Genomic DNA, 15,382 nt, shown 5'->3' with positions numbered 1-15,382 from the left:
CTAAATTTAAAGAAAAATTTAAGACTTACTGCCTTATTGTTTAAAACCTAATATGCGAATACTTATTCTGTAACTTTTCTTTCTTTTGTTCTAATTGCTCAAGGAATTTTAAGTGTGCCTCTGAGTTTTCATTAAAAGGCTTGTGGGCTAATCCTTTTTGAATATTATCTACAGTATCCATTGTACTGTATGCGTTAGAAGTAATCCAAACGCTTTTAAATTTCTCCCAAATATAATCTACGGCAGTATCGTTTGGATGTAATAAATCTGGTTTGTAAAAACGATAATCTCTTAACTCATCTAACATAATTTCGTAAGATGGAAAATAATATACTTGTGCTTTTACAAATTGATGAATTGCACTTATTAAATGCGATTTACTTTGCGTGTTCTCTACAAATCCATCTTTAATATGCCTAACTGGTGATACTGTGAAAATAAGAGAGGCTTTAGTATTTACGGTTTGTATAGTGTTAAATATATTTTGTAAACTATTAGTTACTGCTTCTACTGAAAGTAATTTTTTATAGAATTGCTTTTGTGGTACTTTATGGCAATTAGCTACTGTTGTATTGGTTTCTTTATAATTGTAAACCCAAGCTGTTCCTAAAGTAATAACAATATGGCTAGCTTCTTTTAGGTATTGTGTAATGGTTATTAAGTTATTATTTAACGTTTCTAATAGTCTTTCTTTTGAGATATCACTTAATTTAGAATGGGCCTCGAAACAATGCCATTGCTCGTTATGCCTAAAAATATCTGCTTCTGTATAGCGTCTATCTTCAACAGCTCTAGATAATATTGTTTCAATAGCTACGGGATGAAATAATATCCCGAATGGGTTTTGTGCTATTTGAAATTTATAATAGTTAAACTTCTTTCCTATATTTTCAGCAAAACACGAACCTAACAGCAACATTTTAGAGTTATAATCTATTTGTTGTTCTTGTTTTTCGAGTTTTATTTCTGTTAATAGTTTCATGGTCTTGTTATAAAAACAAAAACGCAAAGCTTTCATTTATAAATGCTTTGCGTCTTATCTTAAATGTATGCGAATATCTTTTTCAAATTAAGACTACTCTATATAACTTTTTGCTTTACTTAAAGCTTCATCTATTCCTGCTGGATTTTTACCACCTGCTGTTGCATAAAATGGCTGACCTCCTCCACCGCCGTGGATTAGTTTTCCTAGTTCTCTAACTACCTGCCCTGCATTTAATCCTTTATCTGCTACTAGTTCTTTAGAGATATAACAGGTTAACATCGCTTTTCCTTCGTTTGCTGTACCAAACAATAAAAATAGGTTTTTATGTTTTTCGCCCATTCCAAAAGCTACATCTTTAATTCCCGCTGGGTCTAAATCTACTTTTTGCGCTAAAAATTGTACGCCATTAATTTCGGTTAACGCATTTGCCAATTCTCCTTTTAGATTTTTAGCTTTATCTTTTAATAAGCCTTCTATTTGCTTTTTTAAATTTACGTTTTCTTCTTTTAAAGACACTAAAGCTTTTACTGGTTCTTTTGCATTATTAAGCAGGTCTTTCATTTCAAAATAAGCACGGTTGTTATCAAAATAAAAGTCTTTAACTGCATCATTAGTAATTGCTTCTATTCTACGAATTCCTGATGCCACAGCACTTTCTGATACAATTTTAAAATGCCAAATATCGCCTGTATTTTTTACGTGAGTTCCTCCACAAAGTTCCATGGACTGTCCAAAGCGAATGGTTCTTACTGCATCTCCATACTTTTCTCCAAACAATGCCATTGCGCCTTCTGCAATTGCTTGCTCCATTGGTACTGCTCTATTTTCCTCTAATGGTAGTTTTCCTTCTATTCTTGAGTTTACAAAGTTTTCTACATCTCTTAATTGCTCTGTTGTTACTTTAGAGAAATGTGAAAAATCGAATCTTAAATATTTAGAGTGTACCGCACTTCCTTTTTGCTCTACATGTGTTCCTAAAACTTCTCTTAGTGCTTGGTGTAGTAAGTGTGTTGCGGTATGATTACATTCTGTTCTGTAACGTTGCTTAGCATCTACTACAGCTTTTAAGGTTTCATTTAAATGCTTTGGTAGGTTTTTAGAGAAGTGAATAATAACATTATTCTCTTTTTTTGTATCTAGAATATAAATGACATCTCCGTTTGGCACTTCTAAATACCCTTTATCTCCTACTTGCCCTCCTCCTTCTGGATAAAAAGGTGTCATGTTAAAGACTAACTGATACATTTCTCCGTCTTTTTTAGAGACTACTTTTCTATATCTTGTTAGTTTTACATTTGCTTCTAGTGAGTCGTAACCTATAAATTCCTCTTCACAATCTTCTAGTAATACTGTCCAGTCATCTGTAGACATTTCACTTGCTGAACGAGAACGTTCTTTCTGTTTTTGTAATTCCACTTCAAAACCAGCCTCATCCAAGGTCATTCCTTTTTCACTTAAAATAAGCGCTGTTAAATCTATAGGAAAGCCATAAGTATCATATAATTCAAAGGCTTTCTCTCCAGAAACCATTTTATTTTCAGTAGTTTCAATAATACGGTCTAACAATACTAACCCCTGATCTAATGTTCTTAAAAAAGAAGTCTCTTCTTCCTTAATTACATTTTCAATTAGTTGCTTTTGTACTTTAAGTTCTGGGAATGCTTTCCCCATTTTTTTACTTAAAACATCAACTAACCTGTATATAAATGGTTCTTTTTTATCTAAAAATGTAAATCCGTAACGTACAGCACGACGTAAAATTCGTCTAATAACATAACCTGCTCCATTGTTACTTGGCAATTGCCCATCTGCAATAGAAAAAGCTACCGCACGAACATGATCGCTAATAACACGAATAGCTATATCTCTCTTTTCATCTTTACCATAATCGGTATCGGTTATGGTTTCTATTTCTCTAATAATTGGAGTAAACACATCTGTATCGTAGTTAGATTTTACGTCTTGTAAAACCATACACAAACGCTCAAACCCCATTCCTGTATCTATATGCTTGTTTGGTAAGTTCTCTAAAGACTTATCTGCCTTACGATTGTATTGCATAAATACTAAGTTCCAGATTTCTACAACTTGAGGATGATCCATGTTTACTAAATCTTTCCCAGATACTTTTGCTTTTTCTTCTGGTGTACGTATATCTACATGGATTTCGCTACATGGGCCACATGGACCTTGCGCTCCCATTTCCCAGAAGTTATCCTTTTTATTTCCCATTAAAATACGATCTTCTGGAATAATACTTTTCCAAATATCGTATGCTTCTTGATCCATTTTTAGGTTATCGTCGTCATCACTCCCCTCAAAAACGGTAACGTATAAAATGTCTTTATCTATACCATAAACTTCAGTTAATAATTCCCAAGCCCAAGTAATGGCTTCTTTTTTAAAGTAATCGCCGAAACTCCAGTTTCCTAACATTTCAAAAAGGGTATGGTGGTAAGTATCGTACCCTACTTCTTCCAAGTCGTTATGTTTACCTGACACACGTAAACATTTTTGAGAATCTGTAATACGTGTATTTTTAGGTGTGGCGTTTCCTAAAAAATACTCTTTAAAAGGAGCCATACCAGAATTTACAAACATTAAGGTTGGGTCATCTTTTAAAACCATTGGTGCAGACGGCACAATACTGTGTTTTTTATTTTCAAAAAAACTTAAAAATTTAGAGCGTATCTCTTGAGAATTCATAGGACTATGTTAATAACCTTGTTTCTGCTTGCTACTCGCATTGCGAAACAATTTATATATTTACTCTGCAAATCTATTTTAAATTTTGGACAGAGTGAACCTACTTTTATAAAAATATCCAAAAAAAGGCATTTTTTTTGTAGGTTTGTTCGTTAACTATTTTAAATCTAACCTAACTTTTAGGTGATAATTAAATGCAAAAATAGTATAAATTAGATAATGAGTAAGGTAAAATATTATTATGATTCTGACACACTGTCTTATCGCAAGATAAAACGCAAAAAAAGTACAGCTTTTAAATACCTTTTCGGTTTTTTATTATCCTCTGCTTTATTTGGTTTATTGTTTATGTTTTTGGCAACTTTATACATAGAGTCCCCAAAAGAAAAAGCTTTAAAACGCGAGTTGGCAAACATGCAATTACAGTTTGATTTATTGAATAAAAAAATGGATGAGGCCGAAACTGTTCTAGCCAATATAGAAGATAGAGATAACAACATTTATCGTTTGTATTTTGAAGCTAACCCAATTCCAGAAGAACAACGAAAAGCTGGGTTTGGCGGAATTAATAGGTATAAAGCTTTTGAGGGTTTTGATAACTCTAAACTTATTATTGAAAGTAATAAGCGTATAGATAAACTTCAAAAACAAATAGTGGTACAATCTAAATCTCTAGATGAAATAAAAGTTCTTGCAGAGGAAAAAGAAAAATTTCTAGCAACAATCCCTGCAATACAACCTGTAACTAATGAAGATTTAACACGTATGGCTTCTGGTTTTGGTATGCGAACCGATCCTTTTACTAAAGCAAGAAAAATGCACTGGGGCATGGATTTTACGGCACCTCGCGGCACTCCTGTTTATGCTTCTGGAGATGGTGTTGTAGAACGTGCGGATAGTAATTCTTCTGGTTACGGTAAACACATTAGAATTAACCATGGTTATGGTTATGTGTCTTTATATGCGCATTTATACAAATACAACATAAGAAAAAACCAAAAAGTAAAACGTGGTGATTTAATAGGCTTTGTAGGTAGTACTGGACGTTCTGAAGCGCCGCATTTACACTACGAAATTTTTAAAGATGGTACACGTATAAATCCTATTAACTTCTATTATGGTAGTTTAACGGCTGAAGAGTTTAGCAAGTTGTTAAATCGAGCGTCTTTAGAAAATCAATCTTTAGACTAATGCATATAGAGCTTCCAGAAAAACGCTATTATAATATTGGTGAAGTGGCAAAAGCTTTTGACGTTAACGCTTCTTTAATTCGCTTTTGGGAAAAAGAATTCGACGTTTTAAAACCTAAAAAAAATGCCAAAGGCAACCGTAAATTTACTCCAGATGATATAAAGCATTTAAAGTTTATATACCACTTGGTAAAAGAGCGCGGTTTTACTTTAGAAGGCGCTAAAATACATTTAAAAGAAGAAAAGCAGAAAACCCTTACTAATTTCGAAATTATTAGTAAATTAGAGGGTGTTAAAGCACAACTTATAAAATTAAAAAACCAACTATAACAAAAAATTAATTATCATGAAAAAATGGATTGTACCTGTCGTAATTATCATAATATTTGCGCTATTAGGGATGAGTACTTACAACTCAGTAATAGGTTTAGATGAAAATGTAGAAGAGGCTTGGGGAAAAGTAGAAAGTTCTTACCAAAGAAGAAGTGACCTAATAGGCAATTTAGTAAAAACGGTTAAAGGAGCAGCAGACTTTGAAAAAAGTACTTTAGAATCTGTTATAAATGCTAGAGCAAAAGCAACGGCTGTTAATATAGACCCTTCTAATATTACACCAGAGCAGCTACAACAATTTAACCAAGCACAAAGTGGATTAAGTAGTGCTTTATCTAGATTATTAGTTACTGTAGAGCGTTATCCAGATTTAAAAGCTAACCAAAACTTTTTAGAATTACAATCGCAATTAGAAGGTACAGAAAATAGAATTAATGTTGCTAGAGACCGATTTAATGAAACTGTAAAACCATATAACAAAAAGATAAGAACGTTCCCTAATAACTTATTAGCGGGTCTATTTGGTTTTGATAAAAAAGCCTATTTCCAATCTGAAGCTGGTAGTGAAAAAGCACCAGATGTAGACTTCGATTTTAATTAAAACGATGCAAAATATAGTTGAATCCTTTTTAACAACCATAGAAGAACAAGAAGTTGTAGCTGCTATTAGAGAAGCAGAAAAAAATACTTCGGGAGAGATTCGTGTGCATATAGAAAGTACGTCTAATGGGCATGTAGATGCGCGTGCAATAGAGGTGTTTTCTATGCTAAAAATGTATAACACCAAATTACAAAATGGTGTTTTAATTTATGTTTCTGTAGAAGAAAAAGCGTTTGCTATTTATGGAGATAAAGGCATTAATGCTATTGTTTCTTCAACTTTTTGGGATGACACAATTCAACTTATGGCGTCGCATTTTAAAAATAATAATTTTAAACAAGGCCTGGTGGATGGTATTTTAAAAGCTGGTCAAGAATTACAGGCGCATTTTCCTTGGGATGCAACAGATGTAGACGAATTACCCAACACGATTTCTAAAGGTTAATTTATACAATATTCTATGAGCAGTTATAATAAATTACCTATAATTAATAAGCCTTTTTACTTATCTATAAATAGTATATTAAGTTGCTTTATAATTATATTTACACTTTTAAGTACCTCGAGTACTTTTGCTCAATATGAGATTCCTAAAAAACCGAGTTTTCAAACTAGTGTTTATGATTATATTAACTTATTATCGCCTAGTCAAAAAAACAGCCTAGAAAACAAACTTATAAAATATTCCGACAGTACTTCTACGCAAATTGTAGTGGCAGTAATAAGCTCTACTCAAGGAGAATATATAAATTATTTAGGCACAAATTGGGCGCACAAATGGGGTATTGGAGATAAAAATAAGGATAATGGTATTTTTATATTATTAGCTAAAGATGATAGAAAAATAAACATTAGTACGGGTTATGGCGTAGAGCATTTAATGACCGATGCAATGTCCAGACGTATTATAGAACGTGATATTATTCCTTTTTTTAAACAAGGCGATTATTACGGTGGTTTAAATAAAGGGGTTGATTCTATTTTTGAAGTCCTTACTGGCGAATACAAAGGTTCTAGACAGTCGTCTAATGGCGATTTTCCTTTTGGGGTTATCTTTTTCCTCTTTATTATTTTTATAATTATTTTAATCTCCATTTCAAAAAACCGTAGAGGTGGCGGTGGTAGTGGTGGACGCCATTATAGAAATGACACTTCTAGGAGTATTCTAGAAACTATTATACTAAGTAATGCTGGACGTAGCAGTTCTGGCGGAGGCTTTGGTGGTGGTTTTGGCGGCGGTAGCTCTGGCGGTGGTTTCGGCGGTGGCTTCGGTGGCGGAGGCTTCGGTGGAGGCGGTGCTTCTGGCGGATGGTAAACAACTAAAAGCAAGTGACTTTTATGTAAAGCTAATTGTTAAGATTACATAGTTTAATAATCCATATTTCCTATAAATTTCATGTTTAGATTTCACGCCCTTTTTTGGCTGTAACAACAGCCATGATGTACATCATTACATCTTTATTTTAATTTTATATTTTGAAGATAAATTGAATGCCAAAGGTAAAGGTAACACCTACACTTAAAGGTTATAAATACCGTTTAAGTATTAAGTGTTTTTATTTGCGATTACTATACAATAGTAACTATATGTATAACTGGCTATTTCTTTAAAAGCTAAGATTTAATGCAAAGGATAAACCACTATATTCTGCTAGTGTATAATCTAAATTTATTTTAAAAGCGCCTAAAGCAACTTTTGCTCCAAGTGTTCCTCGTACTGCCGAGACTTCACTTTCTACAGAGAAAGGGTCTACAATTTCTTCTTGAGATACAATTCCAGATTGCACTCTATATGTTCCTTTTAAATCTGTTGTAGATTTTCCTGAAATATAACCTATTCCTCCATAAACATTAAAAACAGGCATTTTAGTAGAGCCAATAACTTGTAGCAATAAAGTATTGGTATTATTTTCAAACTTTTGGTTTTCGCCATCTACTATGTTTGTACTAGTAAAATCATAGCTTCCTTCTAAATGCGTATATGCTGCTAATCCAGATATTGCAACAGGAAATACTTTATCCTCAGGTAACCATGAGGTAATTTCATGTAGTATTCCAAATCCATAAACTCCAATTTCCGTGTCATTTGTATTTATTTTAGGTAGAAACCTAACTTTCAATTCTGTTGCTTTTAATGGGCTAAAGCTTGCTTGAAGAAATGCTGTTGGCACAAAATTAATATTAGATTCTCCTAGGCCAGTTACTAATTCAAATTCTGCATCTTGTGCTGGTATTAATGGAACAGAACTTTCTCCTTCTACCACGACTATAACACCATTAATATCGCCAAATGCTGTAGCCACTTCTTTTTGTATACTACCGTCTTTAAATCTAAGATTTTCATATTGAGACGTATCTAAAATAAATGATTTTTTATCGTCTGATACAAAAGCGGCATTGGTTATTATAGAAATTTCGAAGCCAAATTTCTTTATTGTTTTGGCCCCGTTGAACCAACCTTGATTCATACTAAACATTAACCCATCTGAAGCTGGATTTAAATAATCTGAAGTAAAACGTTGTGCATCTCTAACTCCTGCTGCTAACAAATCATTTACATTTTCTTGTGCATAAGTAAAAACAAAGTTTAAAACAGCTACAAATAAGACTATTCTTTTCATGAGATTTAAAGGCTAAAAGTTATTTTTTGTATTAATTAGTAGGTTACAAAATTACAAATCTTCATTTTGAATATTTATAATCTTTTATACAAGATACTATAAAATTTTTAAAGGATATTGTTTTATATCCTTAAGTAATTGTAAAGATTAGTTATATATTTTAATATAATAACCCATCCTGAAAAACTGTAACGGTTTTTCAGGATGGGTTATATTAATTGCTTTTATTTAGCTTAACTAACTATTTAATCGAAAGAATAGTAACCTCTATCTCTCACTTCTCCTTTTTTACCTAAGCTATTAAACTTCCAACTAAAGGTAAACATAAAGTACTGTTCTAATACTGTACTTTGCGAATCTTCTATATAATCTTGTGTTGCTATTCTTCTAGCATTTGTATTTTGGTCTAATAAATCGTAAACCTTTAACTGTAAAGATGCTTTGTCTTGTAAAAATGAATAGACTAGAGTAGAATTCCAGAACCATGCACTTTTTTGAAATCCTTCTGCGACATCTGGATTATAGTTATAGTTTATATCGTTACGCCATTCAAACTTTTTAGGTAAGAATGTAGCGGTTCTTAATCGTACGTTATGATTTTTAAACGAACGATCATCAAATGCATCTATATCGTATTTATTATTGGTAAATGATACTCTATATGATGGCTTAAACTCCATAACTTTATCCCAAATATATTCTACACCTATACTTGGTGAAAATGTATTTACTTTACTTGCGTATTTAACATCGTTATTAAAGTTTATGTTTTTAGAAACACTTCCGTTAGCTCCAAATCTTAATCGTATTTTACGAATAGAATCTAACTTAAAATTCTTACTATAATCTCCTCCTACTGAACCGTTATAATTACCATTTACGTTAGTATAAGTTGTTCGTCTTGTTAAGGTCTCTGGGTCTATTATTGTTTTAGATACTACATTATTATTTACTAATGTTACGTTAGAGTATATATAAAATCCTGTTCTATTTCTCCAATCGTAAGCATTATATCCCGCATAAAGGGAGTGTCTGTTTGAAGGTTCTAAGTTTGGGTTACCAACGATAGTGTTTAATGGATTAGAAACATCTTCGAATGCTTGTAATTGACGTAATCCTGGTGGTTGATTTCTTAATCTATAACTTGCGTATACTGATGATTTTGGACTAAATCTGTAATTAATATTAGAGCTTAACTCTAGCGCTTTAAAATCGCGTTCTACATTAAACTGTGGTCTTAATAAGTCTTGATTTTTAAGGGTTCTAAACACATAGTTTGCACCAAATCTTGCAGACATTTTTTCTCCTCTATATCTTAATCTTACTCCTGGTGAGCTTTCTATATCTGTATATTCAAAATCTGTACTTAATGCTTCATTAAAGACATTAAATTCTTGAGTTGTACCATCTTTATCAAAAGTACTTTTTCTGTTTTCATCTTTATTTCTAGAGTAATCGTATTCAAAGTTTAAAAATAATTTTTTAGGAATAATTGGATAGCTATACGTTAAACCTATATCTAAACCAGAATTATTATTTTCTCCATCTGTATATTGATCTCTAATAATTGTAGATGGGTTTGTCCCAAACACCTCTGTATTAGAGTTTAAAAAGTCGTCGCTATCATCGCTTCTTAAACTATTTTCCATTCTAAACCTTAAAAAAGCACCATTACTTCCAAATCGTTTAGTTAAGCTTAAATTATTACCAAACTCTTTTGCTGTAGTTTCTACTACAGAGTTTACAGAAGATTCATTGGTTAAATCTCTATTTTCATCGAATGTTTCATCGCTGCTAGTATAGCCTGTTTTTGATGTTGAGTAATTAAATGATGGACGAACGTTTATTAAAAACGTTGAGTCTACTTTTATTTCAAATTCGGCATTAGCGGTATGGCTATCTGTATCATTTACTGAACGGGAACTAGAATTAGAAAAGAATCTAGAGTCTGACAGGATGGTCTCTCTTTGCGATGCCGATTCGTTTTCTGAGTTACTTGAAGAATAAAAATAATCTCCAGAAACATCTGTTTTTTCTCCTATTTTATCGGCATAATTTGCTCCGCCTATTTGCGATGTTGTAATACCTTGTCCGCCTCCAAATGAACGACCATCTATAGAAAACGCTCCGTTGCTGTTGAATGAGCGGTTTCTACCACCTCCAAACATTTTAGAAATTTCGCCGAAACTAAACCCAGGAGAGTTTATATTATTTCCTCCAGCTAATACACTTATACGTTGGTCATTATCAAAAAAATTAACCATCCCCGCTAATTCGTAACGTTTATCGGTTCCGCCTCCTGCTGATACACGTCCAAAAACACCTTTATTGTTTTCTTCTTTTATTGTTAAATTAATCGTTTTATTCTCTGAGTCTCCTGCTTCTCCTGTAAAGGCTTCAGATTTTGTTTTTGTATCTACTACTTGTATTTTTTCTATAATGTCTTTAGTTAAATTTTTAGTAGTTATTGTGGGGTCATTTCCAAAAAAAGGTTTCCCGTTTACTAATATTTGATTAACTTCTTTTCCGTTTACTTTTATTTTACCTTCTTCATCTACCTCAACACCTGGAAGCTGTTTAAGTAAGTCTTCTACGTTGGCATTTTTTTTAGTTTTAAACGATTTAACATTAAATTCTAACGTATCTTTTTTTATTGTTACTGGTGCTGTTGCTGTAATAACAACTTCGTCCAATGAGCCTGAATTTACTTCTAATGGAATGGTTTCTAGGTCTATTTCTCTTTTATCTAATTTTATATTTTGAAAATAGGTTTTATATCCTACATAAGAGATGTATAGGTTTAAACTAGAATCGCCTGTTTCATCTTCTAGACTAAATGCCCCAGTTTTATCTGTTATTGTATATGTTACTAAAGAGCTATCTTTTACACGTTGTAAATAAACAGTTGCGGCCTCTAAAACAGATTGATCATCTTCTGCTATAATTTTTCCTGAAATTTTAAAGGGTTTAGGGTCTGATTGTGAAAATGAAAATGAGGCACATAATAGTGCAACGAATAATAATAGGGTTCGCATAAGTTAGTGTTAATTTAATTTTTTGACTGATGATGATTTTTTAATTATTAAGGGAACGAATATAAATGCAAAAACGTATACGTTTTCTTAAAAGAATGGTAAATTTTTATAACTAGTTGTTATTTTTTAACGCCTTTATTTCTTTGTACTGATGTAATACCATTTTCTTCTTTAAACGGTATTATATTGATTACTCTTATAATATCTATTTATTTAAAAAATAGGTTTTTATATTGGAAACATAGCAGCGTTGATAAGTAAGCCTGTATAAAAAAAGATTCTATTGTTTTTGTATACAATAGAATCTTTTTGTTAAGTTTTAGAAAAAAATACTGTTTTATTTTTTTCGCATATATACACTAATTGGCACGCCTTTAAAATCGTAAATTTCTCTTAATTTATTTTCTAAGAAACGTTTGTAGGGCTCTCTAACATATTGCGGTAAGTTACAGAAAAATGCAAATTGTGGTTGTGGTGTTGGCAATTGCATAATGTATTTTATTTTTACAAACTTTCCTTTGTATGCTGGTGGCGGATAATGTTCTATTATTGGTAATAGTGTCTCATTAAGCTCGCTTGTTTTTATTTTTTTAGTTCTATTGTTATAAACTTCGACAGCTGTTTCTATTGCTTTAAATATACGTTGTTTTGTTAGTGCAGAAATAAATACAATTGGCACATCTGTAAATGGCTCCATTTGCCTGCGTATTACTTTCTCGAATTCTTTTGTTGTTTTATGGTCTTTTTCTACCAAGTCCCATTTATTTACCAAAACAACTATTCCTTTTCTATTGCGTTCTGCAAGCCAAAATATATTCTGTACTTGCCCATCGAATCCTCTATTGGCATCTAGTACTAGTAAACAGACATCTGCATGTTCTATAGCACGAACACTTCGCATTACTGAGTAGAATTCTAAATCTTCTTTTACTTTAGATTTTTTACGTATTCCGGCTGTATCTACTAAGTTAAAATCGAATCCAAAACGATTATACTTAGTATCTATAGCGTCTCTTGTTGTTCCTGCTATGTCTGTAACTATATAACGTTCTTCTCCTATTAATGCATTTATAAAAGAGGATTTCCCTGCATTTGGTCTACCAACCACAGCAAAACGTGGCAATGCATCTTCTTCTGCTATCTCCTCTTCTTCTTTTTCTGGTAATGCTTCTACTAAAGCATCTAATAGGTCTCCTGTTCCACTACCATTAATACTTGCAATAGTATAATAGTCTCCCAAACCTAATGAGTAGAATTCTACTGCATCTTCTGCTCTTTTTCCATTATCTACTTTGTTTACAACTAAAAACACAGGTTTTTTTACTTTACGCAACAGTGTTGCTACATCTTCATCCATTCCTGTTACGCCAGCTTCTACATCTACCATAAAGATAATGGCGTCTGCTTCGTCTATTGCTAGTTCTACTTGCTTATCTATTTCCTCTTCAAAAATATCATCGCTTCCTTTTACATAACCTCCTGTATCAATTAACGAAAATTCTTTGCCATTCCAATCACTTTTTCCATAATGGCGGTCTCTGGTAACACCGCTAACGGCGTCTACAATGGCTTCTCTTCGTTGTATTAAACGATTAAAGAATGTTGATTTCCCTACATTTGGTCTTCCTACTATAGCTACTATATTACTCATAATGTATTAACTGCCTGATTAATAAATAGAAAACATTTTAAATATCTAATCAGAAATTTTTTGCAAAAGTATGAAATATCCTGATGTGTACTAGCTTTTTACAATTATTAAAGAAAAAATAGTAATTTCAAGGTTCAAAAAACCATACTAAATTATGAGTTCTACTAATACAATTGTTTTAAGGCCTAGGTTTAAATTTACATTAGAACAAAATAACGAGACTGCTTTAAGTAAGTTTGAAAATGCTAAACTAGAGCAAAAAGAGTTTATAGTCTCTAGAGTAGATCATCATGTTTTTATAAAGTTTCCTAAAAGCAAACAACAGTTTTGGACACCACAATTACATTTAGAAATAGATAAAGTAGATTCTAACAGTAGTTTAATTAGAGGGTTGTTTGGCCCTAACCCAACTGTTTGGACTCTTTTTATGTTTTTACATTTTGTAGTGGTTGGTTTATTTATTGCTTTAGCTATATGGACTTATTCTAATAGTGCTTTAAATAAAGATTTTATGCTACAAATATGGGGTATGTTATTTATGGTAATTCTTTGGTTTGTATTGTATTTTGCAGGAAGAATAGGGCGTACTTCTAATAAGGATGAGATGATTACATTATATAATTTTATGAATAGTGTATTGGGTATTAAATAAAAAAACTCCACATATTGTGAAGTTTTTTTAGTGTTTATTGTATAATGTTTATTACTGATTTTCGTAAAAACTAACTGTTCCACTGTCTTCATTAGACACCACTAGTAAATCTTTTCCTGATGGACTTTTATCTGCCGAAATGACTAATAATCCTTCGGGTGCTTCATCGCCACTATGAGATAGTATTGTTAAAAATGTTGGCGATAATGGGTTTGTAATGTCGTAAACCATTACTTGGTCTGTACGTTCTAACCCTACAAAAAGAATATAACGTTGGTTTCCTATATTTAATACGTCTACACTTTCTGGCTCTGCACCTTTATCATCACTTCGTTTATCTTCGTCATTAAATCTAGCTGGTGTCATTGCTAACGTTTCTGTGGCTATGCTGTTTCCGCTATCGTAAACTAAGTTACCGTTTGCAGACCATATACTAAACGAACGTGCTCCATAACTGTATATTTGGTCTACATCGTTATCATTATCTGTGTCACCCAATGTTGTGGTTGTTTTTAAGCGCCCTAAATTTATTTCGTTTTGATAATCGCCAGATACGGGATACACTGTAGTGTCTAATATTAAGTCTTCTACTCGTTCTTCTTCGCTAAACCCATCGTAATCTCTTGAATCGCCTTCGTTTGCAGAAATAACATATTCTATTCCTCCTATATTTACTGCTACTATAGCATCTGGTTGATAGATTCCTTTTACATTCCAGTTCTTAAGAACTGTTTCTAAATCTTTATCACTAGCATCTATTTCGTTACCTAATTGGTTATAGTCTTTATAACCTAACGGGTAAATAGCTTCTATGGTTTTACTTACTAGGTTTATTTTTGCAATACCATTATTTTCTTGTAAAGAGACCCATGCTGTTTTAGAGTCTTCTGAAATAGTAATATATTCTGGTTCTACATCTTTTGCTAAGTCTGCTCCTGGGCCAAACACTCTAAACCCTTGTGTTTCTAATGCAGATTCTTGTGCGTTAAAACTTTCAAAACCTAAAGTATTTACAGTGTTATCTGCTAAATTAATAATGCTTACGCTTCCTACTGGATCTACAGTGTAATCATCGTTTGGTTCTCCTTCGTTAGCAGATAAAATTAAGTCCCCGTCTTTAGAAAACGTTACCATATCTGGTAATGCACCTACTGTATATTGGTTTATAAGTGCTAAATTGGTAGTATTATAAACTAAAATTTTTCCTGGATTTTGTTTTATTAGTGCTTCTACAGCTACAGCTAATTTACCATTATAGGTAGCAACGCTATTTGGTGCTCCAAATGCGCTTAAATCAATTGCTGTTTCTTCAATTGGCGTTTCTAAATTTTCTATATTATATATAGAAATAATATTAGATTCTGAGTTCGTTATAAAAAGTTTTTTAGAGACTTCATCGTAGGCAGATATTTCTGCTGCTCCTTCTCCTCCTACATTTATTGTAGACTTGTATTGAAAGTTTACAGAGGTGTTAACTGGCACTTCTGAAACTGAATCGTCATCGTTTTGACAACTAAAAGCAAGCATTAAAACACATGCTAAAACGACTTTTGTAATGGTTTTCATTTTTTGGATTTTTAATTAGGCCCAAATATGAAACTCCTCTTT

12 protein-coding genes are annotated in these 15,382 nt (G+C 32.2%); 6 read left to right on the top strand and 6 right to left on the bottom strand.

What is annotated here, in order from left to right; all coding sequences use genetic code 11:
• Positions 1-40: 40 nt before the first annotated feature.
• The gene (locus ACVC08_RS05885) at positions 41-982 is read right to left on the bottom strand and encodes a GSCFA domain-containing protein (RefSeq protein ID WP_452601366.1); all 942 of its coding nucleotides are present in this window, start codon (positions 980-982) and stop codon (positions 41-43) included.
• Between the two features lie 93 nt (positions 983-1,075).
• Positions 1,076-3,691 (bottom strand): alanine--tRNA ligase, encoded by a 2,616-nt coding sequence (alaS, locus tag ACVC08_RS05880; protein ID WP_452601365.1) that lies wholly within the window; start codon positions 3,689-3,691, stop codon positions 1,076-1,078.
• Positions 3,692-3,910: 219 nt separating this feature from the next.
• Between alaS and ACVC08_RS05875 the strand changes: the two genes are divergently transcribed.
• The 5 genes from ACVC08_RS05875 to ACVC08_RS05855 are packed head-to-tail and all read left to right on the top strand — an operon-like array spanning position 3,911 to position 7,130.
• Positions 3,911-4,882 (top strand): M23 family metallopeptidase, encoded by a 972-nt coding sequence (locus ACVC08_RS05875; RefSeq protein WP_452597827.1) that lies wholly within the window; start codon positions 3,911-3,913, stop codon positions 4,880-4,882.
• Positions 4,882-5,211 carry a MerR family transcriptional regulator gene (locus ACVC08_RS05870; RefSeq protein WP_452597828.1) on the top strand — a complete coding sequence of 110 codons (330 nt, stop codon included), beginning with the start codon at positions 4,882-4,884 and terminating at the stop codon, positions 5,209-5,211. The genes ACVC08_RS05875 and ACVC08_RS05870 overlap by 1 nt, the downstream gene beginning before the upstream one ends.
• 16 nt (positions 5,212-5,227) lie before the next feature.
• The gene (locus tag ACVC08_RS05865; RefSeq protein ID WP_452601364.1) at positions 5,228-5,815 is read left to right on the top strand and encodes a LemA family protein; all 588 of its coding nucleotides are present in this window, start codon (positions 5,228-5,230) and stop codon (positions 5,813-5,815) included.
• A gap of 4 nt (positions 5,816-5,819) precedes the next feature.
• The gene (locus ACVC08_RS05860; RefSeq protein WP_452601363.1) at positions 5,820-6,260 is read left to right on the top strand and encodes a TPM domain-containing protein; all 441 of its coding nucleotides are present in this window, start codon (positions 5,820-5,822) and stop codon (positions 6,258-6,260) included.
• A gap of 15 nt (positions 6,261-6,275) precedes the next feature.
• Positions 6,276-7,130 carry a TPM domain-containing protein gene (locus tag ACVC08_RS05855; protein WP_452601362.1) on the top strand — a complete coding sequence of 285 codons (855 nt, stop codon included), beginning with the start codon at positions 6,276-6,278 and terminating at the stop codon, positions 7,128-7,130.
• A gap of 292 nt (positions 7,131-7,422) precedes the next feature.
• On the opposite strand, the gene ACVC08_RS05850 is transcribed toward ACVC08_RS05855, so the two are convergent.
• The 3 genes from ACVC08_RS05850 to der form a co-directional block, all read right to left on the bottom strand.
• Positions 7,423-8,436: a DUF6588 family protein gene (locus tag ACVC08_RS05850; protein WP_452597832.1), complete on the bottom strand. Its 1,014-nt coding sequence runs from the start codon at positions 8,434-8,436 to the stop codon at positions 7,423-7,425.
• 245 nt (positions 8,437-8,681) lie between these two features.
• Positions 8,682-11,471: an outer membrane beta-barrel protein gene (locus tag ACVC08_RS05845; RefSeq protein WP_452601361.1), complete on the bottom strand. Its 2,790-nt coding sequence runs from the start codon at positions 11,469-11,471 to the stop codon at positions 8,682-8,684.
• Positions 11,472-11,808: 337 nt separating this feature from the next.
• Positions 11,809-13,122: a ribosome biogenesis GTPase Der gene (der, locus tag ACVC08_RS05840; RefSeq protein ID WP_452597834.1), complete on the bottom strand. Its 1,314-nt coding sequence runs from the start codon at positions 13,120-13,122 to the stop codon at positions 11,809-11,811.
• Between the two features lie 154 nt (positions 13,123-13,276).
• Between der and ACVC08_RS05835 the strand changes: the two genes are divergently transcribed.
• Positions 13,277-13,774, top strand: coding sequence for a GTP-binding protein (locus ACVC08_RS05835; RefSeq protein WP_452597835.1), 498 nt, complete (start codon positions 13,277-13,279; stop codon positions 13,772-13,774).
• A gap of 51 nt (positions 13,775-13,825) precedes the next feature.
• On the opposite strand, the gene ACVC08_RS05830 is transcribed toward ACVC08_RS05835, so the two are convergent.
• Positions 13,826-15,340, bottom strand: a complete 1,515-nt coding sequence (locus tag ACVC08_RS05830; RefSeq protein ID WP_452601360.1) for a choice-of-anchor I family protein — start codon at positions 15,338-15,340, stop codon at positions 13,826-13,828.
• Between the last annotated feature and the right edge of the window lie 42 nt (positions 15,341-15,382).

The organism is Pontimicrobium sp. MEBiC06410 (assembly GCF_053601615.1).
Note: the sequence above shows the minus strand (reverse complement) of the source record. Positions and strands in the feature narration are given on the sequence as shown.